Annotated in this window: 15 protein-coding genes; 9 read left to right on the forward strand and 6 right to left on the reverse strand. The window is 34.7% G+C overall.

Going from position 1 to position 14,402, the window contains the following annotated elements:
• Positions 1–18: 18 nt before the first annotated feature.
• Positions 19–1,491, reverse strand: coding sequence for an IMP dehydrogenase (guaB, locus tag BP92_RS0105045; RefSeq protein WP_026725052.1), 1,473 nt, complete (start codon positions 1,489–1,491; stop codon positions 19–21).
• Between the two features lie 113 nt (positions 1,492–1,604).
• Here guaB and BP92_RS0105050 point away from each other — a divergent pair, with 113 nt between their 5' ends.
• Positions 1,605–4,106, forward strand: coding sequence for a cation-translocating P-type ATPase (locus tag BP92_RS0105050; RefSeq protein ID WP_026725053.1), 2,502 nt, complete (start codon positions 1,605–1,607; stop codon positions 4,104–4,106).
• Here BP92_RS0105050 and BP92_RS0105055 read toward each other — a convergent pair.
• Together BP92_RS0105055 and BP92_RS0105060 are read right to left on the reverse strand one after the other, a co-directional pair.
• The gene (locus tag BP92_RS0105055; RefSeq protein WP_026725054.1) at positions 4,103–4,966 is read right to left on the reverse strand and encodes a hydroxymethylglutaryl-CoA lyase; all 864 of its coding nucleotides are present in this window, start codon (positions 4,964–4,966) and stop codon (positions 4,103–4,105) included. The two genes, BP92_RS0105050 and BP92_RS0105055, sit on opposite strands and share 4 nt — an antisense overlap.
• A gap of 19 nt (positions 4,967–4,985) precedes the next feature.
• Positions 4,986–6,005: a quinone-dependent dihydroorotate dehydrogenase gene (locus BP92_RS0105060; RefSeq protein WP_026725055.1), complete on the reverse strand. Its 1,020-nt coding sequence runs from the start codon at positions 6,003–6,005 to the stop codon at positions 4,986–4,988.
• Positions 6,006–6,176: 171 nt separating this feature from the next.
• Between BP92_RS0105060 and BP92_RS0105065 the strand changes: the two genes are divergently transcribed.
• The 3 genes from BP92_RS0105065 to BP92_RS0105075 all read left to right on the forward strand — a co-directional run bounded on the left by BP92_RS0105065 (position 6,177) and on the right by BP92_RS0105075 (position 8,942).
• On the forward strand, positions 6,177–6,731 hold the full coding sequence (locus BP92_RS0105065) for a thioredoxin family protein (RefSeq protein WP_026725056.1): 555 nt from the start codon (positions 6,177–6,179) through the stop codon (positions 6,729–6,731).
• Positions 6,732–6,986: 255 nt separating this feature from the next.
• The gene (locus BP92_RS15815) at positions 6,987–8,561 is read left to right on the forward strand and encodes an FMN-binding glutamate synthase family protein (protein WP_084329653.1); all 1,575 of its coding nucleotides are present in this window, start codon (positions 6,987–6,989) and stop codon (positions 8,559–8,561) included.
• Between the two features lie 6 nt (positions 8,562–8,567).
• Positions 8,568–8,942, forward strand: coding sequence for a GreA/GreB family elongation factor (locus BP92_RS0105075; RefSeq protein WP_026725057.1), 375 nt, complete (start codon positions 8,568–8,570; stop codon positions 8,940–8,942).
• A 28-nt stretch (positions 8,943–8,970) separates the two neighbouring features.
• Here BP92_RS0105075 and BP92_RS0105080 read toward each other — a convergent pair whose 3' ends face one another.
• The 3 genes from BP92_RS0105080 to BP92_RS0105090 form a co-directional block, all read right to left on the reverse strand.
• Positions 8,971–9,318 (reverse strand): hypothetical protein, encoded by a 348-nt coding sequence (locus tag BP92_RS0105080; protein ID WP_026725058.1) that lies wholly within the window; start codon positions 9,316–9,318, stop codon positions 8,971–8,973.
• 6 nt (positions 9,319–9,324) lie between these two features.
• Positions 9,325–9,828, reverse strand: a complete 504-nt coding sequence (locus BP92_RS0105085) for a hypothetical protein (RefSeq protein ID WP_026725059.1) — start codon at positions 9,826–9,828, stop codon at positions 9,325–9,327.
• A gap of 116 nt (positions 9,829–9,944) precedes the next feature.
• Positions 9,945–10,877 (reverse strand): peptidylprolyl isomerase, encoded by a 933-nt coding sequence (locus BP92_RS0105090; protein WP_026725060.1) that lies wholly within the window; start codon positions 10,875–10,877, stop codon positions 9,945–9,947.
• A gap of 167 nt (positions 10,878–11,044) precedes the next feature.
• Between BP92_RS0105090 and BP92_RS0105095 the strand changes: the two genes are divergently transcribed.
• The 5 genes from BP92_RS0105095 (at position 11,045) to rplS (ending at position 14,387) form a co-directional block, all read left to right on the forward strand.
• Positions 11,045–11,764, forward strand: a complete 720-nt coding sequence (locus BP92_RS0105095) for a 3-ketoacyl-ACP reductase (RefSeq protein WP_026725061.1) — start codon at positions 11,045–11,047, stop codon at positions 11,762–11,764.
• Between the two features lie 182 nt (positions 11,765–11,946).
• Entirely contained in the window at positions 11,947–12,744 is a 798-nt protein-coding gene (locus tag BP92_RS0105100) for a class I SAM-dependent methyltransferase (RefSeq protein ID WP_026725062.1), read from the forward strand.
• 17 nt (positions 12,745–12,761) lie between these two features.
• Positions 12,762–13,439, forward strand: a complete 678-nt coding sequence (gene trmD, locus BP92_RS0105105; RefSeq protein ID WP_026725063.1) for a tRNA (guanosine(37)-N1)-methyltransferase TrmD — start codon at positions 12,762–12,764, stop codon at positions 13,437–13,439.
• Positions 13,440–13,490: 51 nt separating this feature from the next.
• On the forward strand, positions 13,491–13,913 hold the full coding sequence (locus tag BP92_RS15820) for a BLUF domain-containing protein (RefSeq protein ID WP_051604397.1): 423 nt from the start codon (positions 13,491–13,493) through the stop codon (positions 13,911–13,913).
• Between the two features lie 117 nt (positions 13,914–14,030).
• Positions 14,031–14,387 carry a 50S ribosomal protein L19 gene (rplS, locus tag BP92_RS0105115; RefSeq protein ID WP_026725064.1) on the forward strand — a complete coding sequence of 119 codons (357 nt, stop codon included), beginning with the start codon at positions 14,031–14,033 and terminating at the stop codon, positions 14,385–14,387.
• The last annotated feature ends 15 nt before the right edge of the window (positions 14,388–14,402 follow it).

Consider the following 14,402-nt stretch of genomic DNA (forward strand, 5'->3'; position numbering starts at 1 on the left):
TGAGCACTGAACACTTTTTTATCTCGAATAATTCGGAGCTTCTTTCGTAATCGTTACATTGTGTGGGTGACTTTCGCCAATACCACTTGCTGTAATTCTAATGAAACGGCTGTTTTCTTGTAATGTAGCAATGTCTTTTGCACCACAATATCCCATTCCAGCTCTTAAACCACCTATGAATTGTTGCATGCTTTCGTTCAATTCTCCTTTATATGGTACACGACCTACGATTCCTTCTGGAACTAATTTCTTAACATCGTCTTCTACATCTTGGAAATAACGGTCTTTTGAACCTTCTTGCATCGCCTCCACAGAACCCATTCCACGGTAAGATTTGAATTTTCTTCCTTCAAAAATAATAGTTTCTCCTGGAGATTCTTTTGTTCCTGCTAATAACGAACCTAACATCACACAATCAGCACCCGCAGCAATTGCTTTTGGAATGTCTCCCGTGTAACGAATTCCCCCATCAGCAATAACGGGAACTCCAGTTCCTTTTAAAGCCGCAGCTACTTCCAAAACTGCTGAAAATTGTGGAAATCCAACTCCAGCCACAACTCGCGTTGTACAAATCGAACCTGGACCAATTCCAACTTTCACCGCATCAGCTCCATTTTGAGCTAAGTATAAAGCTGCTTCTGGAGTTGCAATGTTCCCTACAACTACATCTAATTCAGGAAATTTTGCTTTTACTGCTTTTAATACATCCACAACACCTTTTGTATGTCCGTGAGCCGTATCAATGATTACAGCATCAACTCCAGCGTTTACTAATGCTGTTGCTCTTTCAACGGCATCTGCTGTAACTCCTAAAGCTGCAGCAACACGCAAACGACCGAATTTATCTTTATTGGCAATTGGTTTTTGTGTTAATTTGGTAATATCTCTAAACGTAATTAAACCAACTAATTTATTATTGTTGTCAACTACTGGTAATTTTTCAATTTTGTTCTCTTGTAAAATTCCTTCTGCTTCTTGCAAAGTGGTTCCTTGAGCAGCTGTTACTAATTTTTCAGAAGTCATTACTTCTAAAATCGAACGTGAATTTACTTTTTCGAAACGTAAATCTCTATTCGTTACAATTCCTTTTAAAATTCCGTTTTCATCAACTACTGGAATTCCGCCAATGCTAAATTCTTTCATCGCCATTTTAGCATCTCCAACAGTTGCAGTTAAAGGCAACGTTACTGGATCGATAATCATACCGCTTTCTGCACGTTTAACTTTCTTTACTTTAGCTGCTTGTTGCTCAATCGTCATGTTCTTGTGTAACACGCCAATTCCACCTTCTTGTGCCATAGCAATTGCCATAGAACTTTCGGTAACCGTATCCATTGCTGCGGAAACGATAGGAACATTCAACGTAATATTTCTCGAAAACTTCGATTGAATACTAACTTCGCGTGGTAAAATTTCTGAATAATTTGGAATAAGCAAAACATCGTCGTAAGTAAGACCTTCGCCAACGATTTTAGTTGTGTGTGCTTTCATGGTGCAATTTGTAGTTGTTGTTAAATTGCGTGCAAATATAGTAAAACTTAGCCAAATAATCTATTTCTTTTAAGAATAAATTATGTAACTTGCATATTAATTTTTCATTCCCAATGAGCGATTCTAAAAAAATAAGTACAGGCCTAAACGATTTAGAAGTAGTAGAATCCGCAAAAAAATTCGGAACCAACTCCGTTGAACATCAGAAAAAAAACCATTTTCTGAATTCCATTTTAGATATCGTAAAAGAACCCATGTTTCTTTTATTACTAACTGCTACCAGTATCTATTTCATAACGGGAGATTATGGTGATGGTATTTTTATGGCTTTTGCAATTGTATTTGTAATGGCGATTTCGGTTTTTCAAGAATCTAGAAGTCGTAATGCGATTGAAGCCTTAAAAAAACTAACCCAACCGAAATGTAAAGTCATTAGAAACAGTCAATTAATCGAAATTCCAACCGAGGAAATTGTAATTGGTGATTGTGTTCAATTAGAAGAAGGCGCCTTCATTCCTGCTGACGGAATCATTCTCTCTTCCAACGATTTTTCGGTGAACGAATCAATTTTAACTGGTGAATCTTTATCAATTTTCAAATCCAATGAATCCGAAGACAAACAAGTTTTTCAAGGCACAATTGTAGCTTCTGGACTTGCTATTTGCGAAGTAACGGCTATTGGAGATAAAACGCAATTAGGGAAAATTGGTTCGAGTTTGAATGCGATTGAAGAAGAAAAAACGCCTTTGCAAATTCAAATAGGGAATTTCGTTACTAAAATGTCAATTATAGGTTTGGTCATATTTGCTATTGTTTGGGCGATTAATTACTACAACTCTGGATTAGTTTTAGATAGTTTATTAAAAGCGTTAACCTTAGCAATGAGCGTTATCCCAGAGGAAATTCCAGTCGCTTTCACTACGTTTATGGCATTAGGAGCTTGGCGTTTGATGAAAATGGGAATCATTACCAAGCAAACCAAAACAGTAGAAACCTTAGGAAGCGCCACCGTAATTTGCACCGACAAAACCGGAACAATTACCGAAAATCGAATGAGTTTAGCCGAATTGTATCTTTTTAATTCCAATTCAATAGTAGCAACTACACAAAAACTAAATCCTGAAGCCGAAGAAATCATAAATTATGCCATGTGGTCGAGTGAACCAATTCCGTTTGATGCGATGGAAATTGCGATACATGAAGCGTATTCTAATTTTGAAAGCGAAGACGAACGACCTCATTTTAAAATGGTTCACGAATATCCGTTAAGTGGAAAACCACCAATGATGACACACATTTTCGAAAACGAATCGGGTAAAAAAATCATTGCAGCGAAAGGCGCTCCTGAAGCTTTAATCGCTGTTAGTCATTTAACTGAAACTGAAAAAAATCAGATTTTTGAGGCGATGAAAACCATGATGCAAAAAGGATTCCGAGTTTTAGGCGTGGGTGTTTCTGACTTTGAAGGAACGGATTATCCAGCAGCCCAACAAGAATTAAAGTTTCATTTTAAAGGATTGGTAGCGTTTTATGATCCACCAAAACATAACATTCAAGCGGTTTTCGAAACGTTTTACAAAGCTGGAATTCAAGTAAAAATTGTAACAGGCGATAATGCTGAAACTACTTCTACCATCGCAAAACAAGTCGGGTTTAAAAATGCTGATAAAGTATTGAATGGCGACGAATTAATGGCAATGGATGAAGCGACTTTGAAGGAAAAAGTAATGGAAACTGCGATTTTCACTAGAATGTTTCCAGAAGCTAAACTAAGAATCATCAAAGCTTTAAAAGCTAACAATCAAATCGTAGCCATGACAGGCGATGGCGTAAATGACGGACCTGCTTTAAAATCAGCACACATCGGAATTGCGATGGGTAAAAAAGGTACCGAAATTGCCAAACAAGCTGCCAACTTAATTCTTGTAGACGATAATTTCGAGCGAATGACGGATGCTATTGCTATGGGAAGAAAAATTTACCTCAACCTTAAAAAAGCGATTCAATACATCATTTCTATTCATATTCCGATTATATTAATTGTGTTTATTCCGTTGGCTTTGGGTTGGATGTATCCAAATATTTTTTCTCCAGTTCACATTATTTTCTTGGAAATTATTATGGGCCCAACTTGCTCCATCATATACGAAAACGAACCGATGGAAGACAATCTGATGCTACAAAAACCAAGACCGCTAACAACGACTTTCTTTAACTTAAAAGAAGTATTGATAAGCATCATTCAAGGATTAGTCATTACATTAGGATTACTGTACATTTATCAATACGCTATTGGAGAAAACATGTCCGAAAACGGCACTAGAACCTTAATTTTCCTAACATTAATTACTTCCAATATTGTATTAACCTTAGCGAATCGTTCGTTTTATTATTCTATTTTCAAAACGATTCAGTACAAAAATAATTTGGTAGGATTAATCATTGGAGTAACCATTTTACTGACAGTATTAATATTGTTTATCCCTGCATTTTCCAACTTCTTCTTGTTTGAAATGGTAAGTGGTTCCCAAATAGGATTATGCGTTTTAGTGGGAAGTATTTCAGTACTTTGGATAGAAATTTATAAAGCCTTTAAACGAAGAAAATCGAATTAATGAAATTCACCAAATAGTTTAGTCGCTTCATTATAAGCACTTTCAAAACTCATTGGACTCGTATTCGTATTTTCTCTTTTTGTAGTGAAGTACGACAACAATTTTTCCGTAGGCATGTTTCCTGTTAAATCGTCTTTTGCCATTGGACAACCACCAAAACCTTGAATCGCGCCATCATAACGACGACAACCTGCATTATAAGCTGCATCAATTTTTTCAAACCATTTGTCTGGCGTAGTGTGAAGATGGGCGCCAAATTCGATGTTTGGATATTTCGGAATCAAATTAGAAAACAAATAATCAATTACTTCTGGAGTGGAACTTCCAACGGTATCGGAAAGCGATAGAATTTTAACACCCATATTCGCTAATTTTTCGGTCCATTCGCCCACAATTTCAACATTCCATGGATCTCCATACGGATTTCCAAAACCCATTGAAATGTAGGTCACGACTTCTTTATTCGATTTATCAGCGATTTCTAAAATTTCTTGTAAAGTAACCAAACTTTCAGCGATAGTTTTGTGCGTATTTCGCATTTGAAAATTCTCCGAAATCGAAAAAGGAAAACCTAAATATTGAATTTCCTTATGAACCGAAGCATTTTGAGCGCCTTGTGTATTGGCGATAATGGCTAATAATTTACTGTTGGAAGCAGACAAATCCAATTGAGCCAAAACCTCAACAGTATCTTGCATTTGCGGAATCGCTTTTGGCGAAACAAAACTTCCAAAATCAATAGTATCAAAGCCTACACGCAATAATGATTGGATGTATTTTACCTTTTTTTCGGTAGGAATAAACGGCTTAATGCCTTGCATGGCATCGCGCGGACACTCGATAATTTTGATTTCGTTCATAGCTTCAAAGATAGAAATTTTAGCTGTTTTCCAAAATCTTTTTGTTGATTGCTTTCACTAAAGCTGGTCCTTCGTAAATAAATCCAGTGTACAATTGCACCAAACTAGCACCAGCATTTAATTTTTCAATCGCATCTTCTGCGGTGTGAATTCCTCCTACTCCAATGATTGGGAACGACTTATTACTTTTTTCCGAAAGAAAACGAATCACTTCTGTAGAGCGTTTCGTTAATGGTTTTCCAGACAAACCGCCCATTTCTGATTTGTTTTCTGATTGCAAACCTTCGCGAGAAATCGTCGTATTGGTAGCAATTACACCTGCAATTTTAGTTTCGTTTACGATATCAATGATGTCTAAAAGTTGCTCATCAGTTAAATCGGGAGCAATTTTTAGTAAAATTGGTTTTTGTTTTGATTTTGCCTTATTTTGATCTTGTAGCGTTTGCAACAACTCGGTCAAAGGTTTTTTATCTTGTAATTCGCGAAGATTCGGTGTATTTGGCGAACTCACATTCACCACAAAATAATCCACATACGGAAACAAAGCTTCAAAACAGATTTCGTAATCCTTAACCGCTTCTTCGTTTGGAGTGACTTTATTCTTCCCGATGTTTCCACCAATTAAAACGCCTTTATTCTTTTTCAAACGTTCAACGGCTTCTTTTACACCACCATTATTGAAACCCATTCGGTTGATAATCGCATTGTCTTCTTTTAGGCGGAACAAACGTTTTTTAGGGTTCCCTTCTTGTCCGACTGGCGTTAATGTTCCAATTTCAATAAATCCGAAGCCGAAATTCGATAACTCTTGATATAACTTCGCATCTTTATCAAACCCAGCTGCTAAACCAACTGGATTTTTGAATTTAATTCCGAAAACTTCGCGCTCTAAACGAACATCTTTTACTTCGTAAAGCGATTGAAATAAAGAAGAAAAACCAGGAATTTTATTCAGAAAACGAATGAATGAAAAGGTAAAATAATGCACTTTTTCTGGATCGAAACAGAAAAGTAACGGACGAATGAAGCTTTTATACATAGTGTGTTGTGTTGTGGTACAAAAGTAAGAAAATGGAATCCTAAAAAAAAGTATTGACGCATTTTGTAACAATAAAAGATTTAGTGCGTATAATTAACGAAGTGAAAAGTAAAAAGTGAAAAGACTAAACTTCTAATTTCTAAATTCTAACCTCTAAATTCTAATTTCAAAATGGCTCAAACTCCTTCCAACATGTTACCATTAGGCACAATTGCTCCTGATTTCAATTTGAAAGACACCAACGCTACCGATTTTAAAACGTTAGCTGATTGCAAAGGTGAAAAAGGAACGGTGGTAATGTTCATTTGCAATCATTGTCCATTTGTGCATCATGTGATGGAAGAAGTGCTTAAAGTGGTGAATGATTATCGCGTGCAGGGAATTGGTTTTGTGGCGATTTCGAGTAACAATGTAGTTAAATATCCGCAAGATGCACCAGAATTAATGACCGAATTTGCCTTTGAAAACGGATTTGAATTTCCATATTTATATGATGAAACACAAGGAGTAGCCAAAGCTTACGATGCGGCTTGTACGCCTGATTTTTATCTTTTCGACAACCAAAATAAGTTAGTTTACCGAGGACAATTAGACGATAGCCGACCAGCCAATGGAATTCCCTTAAGTGGTTCTGATTTACGCAGCGCTATTGATGGTGTGGTTATGAATCGATTAATTAATCCGGAACAGAAGCCGAGTATTGGGTGTAATATTAAGTGGAAGTAATTTTTTTATCTCATTAGTTTACTTAACTTTGTACTCAAATTAAATTCTTTCATTTTGAAATACCAAGTTTCAAATATCACTTTAATTTCAAATACTATTACAAAAGTAGTAGCATTTACACACAGCAAGGCCTTTATCAATTAGGCCTCCGTCTATCCTATTCCTAATTCTCAGACGGAGGATTTTTACATACAACATTCTCTATTCATTTCAGAAGTATCTTCTGTAATCATTATTTATTTTAATTCTAGTATCATGTCGCAAAAAAAACTTTTGGGAAAATTATATGCGCGCCATATAATTTGGATAATCACGTTATCATTTATGATGGGAACTCTTTTTTTGGTTGCCTACTATAAAGTGCATCCGATTTTTCTATCTGCTCCTTTATTAATGCTTGTTCTAGTAACTATCGACAGCTTTCAATCTAAGCATTCGGTACGAAGAAATTATCCATTGGTAGGACGTTTACGTTATCTTTTTGAATCGGTTCGTCCTGAATTTCGCCAATACTTTTTTGAAGGTGAATTGGACGGAAAGCCTTTTAACAGAAGACAACGTTCCATCGTGTATCAAAGAGCGAAGAACCAAAAGCAAACTATTTCGTTTGGCATGCAAGACGAACCTAAAAGAATTGGTTATGAATGGGCTGCGCATTCGATTTATCCTAAAAAGAACGACTTCAGTCAATTCCGAGTAAACATTGGAAATTCGCAATGTTCAAAGCCATATAGTGCTAGTATTTTCAATATTAGTGCGATGAGTTATGGTGCTTTGAGTAAAACTGCCATTTCTTCTCTAAATGAAGGAGCTAAAATGGGGAATTTCGCTCACAATACAGGAGAAGGCGGAATCAGTGATTACCATTTAAAAGGAGGCGACTTGATTTGGCAAATTGGAACAGGATATTTTGGTTGTAGAGATGGAAAAGGACATTTCAATGAGGCTCTTTTTGTTGAAAAAGCCAATTTAAAAGAAGTGAAAATGATTGAAATTAAACTTTCGCAAGGAGCTAAACCTGGTCACGGTGGTTTACTTCCAGCCGAAAAAAACACACCAGAAATCGCACGAATTAGAGCCTTAGAACCGCACAAAACCGTTCATTCACCATCAGCACATACAGCGTTTTCAAATGCTACTGAGTTATTATATTTCATACAGAAATTGAGAAACTTATCTAATGGAAAACCAGTTGGATTTAAGATTTGTATTGGAAAAAAAGAAGAATTTACTGAAATCATAGAGGCAATGTTAAACACTAACATCCTTCCTGATTTCATTACCATTGACGGTGCTGAAGGAGGAACAGGAGCTGCTCCACTAGAATTCATTGATTACATGGGAATGGCTTTATCCGATGCACTTGTATTTGCTCACAAATCGTTAGTAGATTATGGCTTGAGAAGCGAAATTAAAATTCTAGCTTCAGGAAAAATCATATCCGCTTTTGATATTGCTAAAAACATGTCTTTAGGAGCCGATGCTTGTTACAGCGCTCGCGGAATGATGTTTGCCTTAGGTTGTATTCAAGCCTTACAATGCGATAGCGGAAAATGTCCAGTTGGTATAGCAACACAAGACAAATCACTTTACAAAGGTTTAGATATCACCGATAAACGCGTTCGTGTAGCGAATTTTCATAAAAATACTTTGAAAGCGGTAGCCGAATTCATTGGAGCCTGCGGATTTGAATCACCTGAACAGATAACGCCTGATACGTTCTTTAGAAGAGTAAATTATAATACCAATTTAAACTTCAAGGAAATTTATTTCACAAATCCAGAAACCAAAGGCAAAACACTAGATAAAGAAACAATATTCTTAAATTAAAGTAATATGAAACCAATACCAAACTTTACAAAACATGATTTTAATCTTTTAACCGAAATGATTAAAAGTAATATTAATGTTTCCAATTCAAAAGATCTATTACTTTTAAAACAAGAATTGGAACGAGGTACCATTCACAAAGAGAAAGATGTGATAGAAAAATTCATCAAAATCAATTCCATTGTAATCATTGAAGATTTAGAAACAAAAAGAGAAATGAAATTTCAAATCATATTGCCTTCAATGGCAAACATTAAAGAACAAAAAGTTTCTGTTTTAGCCACTTTGAGCATTGCTGTAATTGGATTTAAAGAAAACGACGAAATCGAATGGGATTTACCAGGCGGAAAGAAAATGCTAAAGATTAAATCGATTAATTAAATAAAAACACCCTATTGCGGTGTTTTTTTTATTTAAACAAATCAACAATAAATATGACCAAAATCAGTAAAGCAACGACTATCAAATAAACTAAAAAATGAAATTTTTGAACTTTTCTTTCTTCTCGATAATCTGGCATTAAAATAGTTTCGGTACTTGCAATAATTTCATTATCAATAAGTAGTTGATCAATAATGACTCTATCTTTATCCAACAAAAAAAATAGAGTTCCATCACTAATATCAGAGTTTTCATTACTATTATGATAGAAGTCTATATTATTCTCAAGTAACAAATTTTCAAAAAATATATAATCTTTGAATAAGACATTTAACTTAAAATGATTTTGAAATTTTACTTCTGCAGAATTTGCCATAATCTATTACTTTTTTTCCAAAATCACTTCAATTGGATTATTACTTCTTGGTCCGAAAGTTCTGGCTTGGCGTTCGTTTTCACTCGAGCACAAAATATACATATTAAAAGCTTGTAATTGCACTAATTGAGCTTTGAACTTTCCTTTAGTATCTTCAATTTTAATATAAAATTCTTCCGCAGGAAAAGTATTCGTTACCGAAAGCAAATAAGTATCTCCAGCATAAGGAAAAAACCATTTTTCAGATTCGTTTGGTTTACTGATTAGGTGATTTCGAGTAAAAACTAAAGCTTGATTGCCGTATTTCCAACTGTATTTATTGTTCTCGTTGATAACTTCTTCTCCTTTTTCGTTGACCAATGTAATTTTCAAATCGGGAATATTATCTGATTTTCCTTCTTCATGTGCTTTTACTACTAAATAGGAGGTAAAATCAAAGCCACAATGCGGCACTTGCCCTAATGAGAACAAAGAGAAAAGAAGAAAGAAAAATGATAATTTGATTTTCATAGCCTTGATTTGTTGGTAAAAATACAAAAATGATACCAAAGAAAAAATCCCAAGACAAAGTCTCAGGATTTCTTTTAAATATACTTTTTACTTTTAGCTTTTTACTTTGGACTTAATTATTTAACATCCATCAATTCAACATCAAAAACCAAAGTAGCGTCTGGTGGAATAACTCCTCCAGCACCTCTAGAACCGTATCCTAAATAAGAAGGAATTACAAAACGAGCTTTGTCTCCTACTTTTAATAAAGCAATACCTTCGTCCCAACCTTCAATAACTTGTCCAACTCCTAAAGTGAAGTCAATTGGTTGTTTTCTTTTGTATGAAGAATCAAAAACTTGTCCGTTTTCTAATGCTCCTTGGTAGTGAACCGATACTTTTTTACCTTTTTCAGCTTGTTTACCATTTCCTTTTTGGATGATTTGGTAACGTAAACCACTTTCAGTCTTTTGAAAACCAGCGGCTAATTTTTCCAAAGCTTCCTCTGCCATTTTTTTTTGCTCAGCAATTCTTTTTTCTCTTGAACCTTCAAATGTTCTGAACGCTTCAATAGCATTCCATTTTTGTGCCTCTTCTCCTACTCTTACAATTTCTAATGAATCAATTGTATCGCCTTGTGCAATAGCATCAACTACATCTTGACCTTCAACAACATGTCCAAAAACAGTGTGTTTTCCGTCTAACCAAGCGGTTTCAATATGAGTGATGAAGAATTGAGAACCATTAGTTCCGGGTCCAGCATTAGCCATCGATAAAACTCCAGGTCCATCGTGACGTAAAGTTGGGTGAAACTCATCATCGAAGTTATAACCAGGACCACCCGTTCCTTGTCCTTGAGGACAACCACCTTGAATCATAAAATCAGGAATTACACGGTGAAATTTTAATCCGTCGTAATAAGGTTTTCCCATTGGACGTGCTGAATTTTCTAATTGTCCTTCTGCTAATCCTACGAAATTCCCAACCGTTCCTGGTGTTAAATCGTGCGTTAATTTTACTAAAATAACACCTCTTGAAGTATTGAATTTAGCGTATATTCCGTTTTCCATTTTCTATTTATTAAATTAAAGTGCAAAACTACAAAAATATTACGAACCTATCAATTAAGATATGCTACAGCATTATCACTTCACGAATTTAAACAATCTTTAACATCATATAAAACAAGTAAAATATCTTTATGTAGTAAATTTGTAGTCTAAAATCATGAAAAAGAATGGAAAATTTAAAAGGTAAAAAAGCCATCATAACGGGCGGTAGTAGAGGTTTAGGAAAAGCTACAGCCATAGCATTTGCAAATCAAGGAATTGATGTTGCCATAACAGGAAGAAATGAAGCGAATTTAAAAGAAACTGTTGCCGAATTAAAAGCATTGGGTGTAAACGCTACGTATGCGGCTTTTGACATCGGAAATTATGACGAAGTAAAAAAAGGAATTCAAGAAATCATGAATACTTTTAATACAGTCGATATTTTAGTAAACAATGCTGGAATTGCAGCTTTTGGAAGCTTTTTAGAAATGGATGTGAACCAATGGCAATCGATAATTCAAACGAATGTAATGGGAATGTACTACGTAACTAAAGAAGTGTTACCTTATTTAATTGCTAACAATCAAGGAGATATTTTCAACGTTTCGTCTACTGCTGGATTAACCGGAAACCCAAATACTTCTGCATATTCTGCATCAAAATTCGCTGTAATCGGAATGTCAGAATCGTTAATGAAAGAAGTAAGAAAGAACAACATCAGAGTTTGTACGTTAACACCAAGCACCATTGCTTCTGATATGTCGATTCAATTAGGAATTGCAAGCAAAGACACCACAGAAACCGTATTACAACCTGAAGATTTTGCTGAACTAATCGTTTGTGCATTACAACTTCCAAGAAGAGCTTTATTGAAAAATGCTTCTTTGTGGTCTACAAATCCATAAAATCAATAAAATCTAATCTAAAAGCGATGTTACTTCTGTAAAACATCGCTTTTTTTGTTTTTAAACCACTATTCTTCTTATCTTTAATGCTTCAAAATCGATTATAAGAATCGATACTATGATTTTTTACCCAAATTAATACGAAGTCCATTTGAAGCTTCGATAAACAAATAACGATTCGTATGCAAGCTAATGATTACTTAAATATCAATAAACAAACTTGGAACAACAAAGTAGAAGTTCACGTGAACTCGGATTTTTATGACATGGAAGGTTTTCTGAAAGGAAAATCTACATTAAATTCGATTGAATTGGATTTACTTGGCGATGTTTCTGGAAAAAGAGTTTTGCATTTACAATGTCATTTTGGTCAAGACACCATGACTTTAGCAAGAATGGGAGCTAAAGCAACTGGAATCGATTTATCCGACAAGGCAATTGAAAAAGCGAAAGAAATCAACAATAAATTGAATTTAGACGCGACTTTCATTTGTTGTGATATTTATGATTTACCGAATCATTTGGACGAAAAATTCGATATTGTTTTCACCAGTTATGGCACAATTGGTTGGTTTCCCGATTTAGACAAATGGGCAAAAATAATTTCGCATTTCTTAAAACCGGATGGAAAATTTGTCTTTGCTGAATTTCACCCAGTAGTTTGGATGTTTGACAATGATTTTAAAGATGTTTTCTATAATTATTTCAATGTCGAACCTATTTTAGAAGAAGAATCTGGAACTTACGCTGATAAAGAAGCACCTCTAAATGCAAAAACCATCACTTGGAATCATCCAATTTCAGAAGTCTTAAACGCTTTGATTCAAAATGGATTGGTAATTAATTGTTTTAACGAATTCGATTATTCTCCTTACAATTGTTTCAATCAAACCGAAGAATTTGAACCAAATAAATTCCGAATCAAGCACTTGGAAAACAAAATTCCAATGGTGTATTCGCTTTCGGCAACTAAAAAATAAACTCCTATCTTTGCAGCATGCGAATTGATATTATTACCGTTTTACCCGAATTAATGCGAAGTCCGTTTGAGGCTTCCATCATGAAACGCGCCATTCAGAAAGGATTGGTCGAAGTCCATTTTCATAACTTAAGAGATTACACTACAAATAAACAAAGAAGTGTAGACGATTATCAATTTGGTGGTGGCGCTGGCATGGTAATGATGGTGCAACCAATCGACGATTGTATTTCGAAACTAAAAAGCGAAAGAACCTACGACGAAATCATCTACATGACGCCAGATGGAGAAACGCTGAATCAAAAAATGGCCAATTCCATTTCGATGTATGAAAACATCATGATTTTGTGCGGACATTATAAAGGAGTTGATCAACGTGTTCGCGATATGCACATTACACGAGAAATTTCGATTGGTGATTATGTATTGAGCGGTGGCGAAATTGGTGCTATTGTATTTTGTGATGCGATTATACGATTGATTCCAGGTGTTTTGAGTGATGAAACTTCTGCTTTGACGGATAGTTTTCAAGACAATTTGTTATCACCTCCTATTTACACAAGACCTGCCGAATACAAAGGATTGAAAGTTCCCGAAGTATTATTGAGTGGGAATTTCGGAAAAATTGAAAAATGGCGTGAAGAAATGGCGTACGAACACACCAAAAACAGAAGACCCGATTTGTTAGAAGATTAGTTTTTTTGTTTTGATTTTTTTCTTAAATTTAGTGTACTAATTTCTGAAAAAATGAATCGTATCATTTATTTAAGTTCCGGAGTTAAAATATTCTCCGATGAGGAGATTAATGATTTGTTGAAAATTTCAAGAGAAAACAATCAAAAGAACGGAATAACAGGCTTACTACTTTATTCTGATGGTAATTTTATGCAAATTCTAGAAGGAGAAAGAGAAGCAGTTGAAAACACTTACAACAAAATTCAGAATGATACCCGACATCGAAACATTATTCTAATTACAAACGAATCTGTAAAACAACGTAACTTTTCAGAATGGAAAATGGGTTATAGTATAGTGGATCCTGAATTTTTAAGTAAGCATCCCGAAATAAATCCATTTGAATTAAAAAAGCCTTCCAAAATAGATACTATAATAACAACTTTTATAGATACTTTTTTAAATTCCTTCCGAAACAAGGTACTTTACAATTAAAAAGAGTTGAAAAGTTTTGGATTTTAAATAAAAAAACTTAATTTTGCACCCACTTTGAACCAACCTCTGGCGATAGACGTGTATGTTGCTTTGAATCAAACATTTATAATTAAAACTATGTCAAATTTAGTTGATTTCGTAAATAACGAATTAGTTGCAAAAAATGATTTCCCTGAGTTTGGTGCTGGTGATACAATCACTGTGTACTACGAAATTAAAGAGGGTGAAAAAACTAGAACTCAGTTCTTCAAAGGAGTTGTAATCCAAAGAAGAGGTGCTGGAGCTACTGAAACTTTTACAATTCGTAAAATGTCTGGTGCTGTTGGTGTTGAGCGTATCTTCCCAGTTAACATGCCAGCTTTACAAAAAATTGAAGTTAACCAAAGAGGTAAAGTACGTAGAGCTCGTATCTTCTACTTTAGAGATCTTACTGGTAAAAAAGCAAAAATCAAAGAAAGAAGATACAAAAACTAATTTGTACTTTCTCAA

Origin of the sequence: Flavobacterium sasangense DSM 21067, from assembly GCF_000686885.1 — a bacterium.
GTDB lineage: Bacteria > Bacteroidota > Bacteroidia > Flavobacteriales > Flavobacteriaceae > Flavobacterium > Flavobacterium sasangense.